Origin of the sequence: Paracoccus sp. SSK6 (assembly GCF_039770665.1) — a bacterium.
GTDB lineage: Bacteria > Pseudomonadota > Alphaproteobacteria > Rhodobacterales > Rhodobacteraceae > Paracoccus.
The window spans coordinates 1-776 of record NZ_JBDPNJ010000093.1 but is presented as its reverse complement, the minus strand read 5'-3'; the positions used below and the strand labels follow the sequence as shown (position 1 = coordinate 776).

Sequence of the window (776 nt, the reverse complement as noted above, 5' to 3'; positions counted from 1 at the left end):
TCCCTCCTCCCTGGGTGCTGCCGCTTTTTCATGATGGACACCGAAGCTGGAGTAACGCCTCCGAACCGACCGGATACCCGTCGTCCACTGAGAGGGTTGGTCTTATCCTCATCACCTGATCGGTTCTTCTTTGTCTGACCCTGAGGGCAGCTTTGCCGGAGACACCTTCATCAGCCTCGCCTTGCTGCTCCTGTCCTCCGGGCTTCTGGATGGACGCGAACGGAACCAGAACATGAGGCGCGTGTTTCCTTGCAGCATCCTGAGAAAGGCAGTGCCCCATGGCCGATGAAAACCCGAAATCCTACCCGACCGACAATGCCGAGAAAGATCCCGACACCTGGGTCAGCGGCGAAGACCCCATGACCGGCGCACAGGCGTCCTATCTCAAGACGTTGAGCGAACAGGCCGACGATCCCGACACTTTTGACGACACCATCAGCAAGGCAGAGGCCTCAAAGCGCATCGATGCGCTGAAAGCCAAGCTGGGCCTAGACCAGTAGGGCTTCGCTGTCGGAAAGGCGGAGCGACATCCCAAAGGCCATGAGTTCGGGCAACTATGGTTTTGTAGGGCGATGCGGTGCCGATGCTCCTGGGGCCCGGCACCCTTTTTCCGAATGTATCACGCAACACGGTTCTGTGTAGCTCCGGATGATCTGGTGCAGTGCCCTTTTGCCAATCTGACGCTGGGCGAACCCCCAGTCATTACGAGAGCGCAGCAGGCTACGGTGCAAAGGGCGCGGATTTCGGAGATGCCCAGTACTCTCGGCCCTCAGAAA

Annotated in this window: 1 protein-coding gene; it reads left to right on the top strand. The window is 58.8% G+C overall.

The annotated features are described in order from the left end of the window. Positions 1 to 278: 278 nt before the first annotated feature. Positions 279 to 500, top strand: a complete 222-nt coding sequence (locus tag AAIL68_RS17495; RefSeq protein ID WP_347141063.1) for a DUF3072 domain-containing protein — start codon at positions 279 to 281, stop codon at positions 498 to 500. Positions 501 to 776 lie beyond the last annotated feature (276 nt).

Bases quoted from the DNA above. Each gene is read 5' to 3' on its own strand.
- AAIL68_RS17495 (WP_347141063.1), top strand. From the start codon at position 279: ATGGCCGATGAAAACCCGAAATCCTACCCGACCGACAATGCCGAGAAA.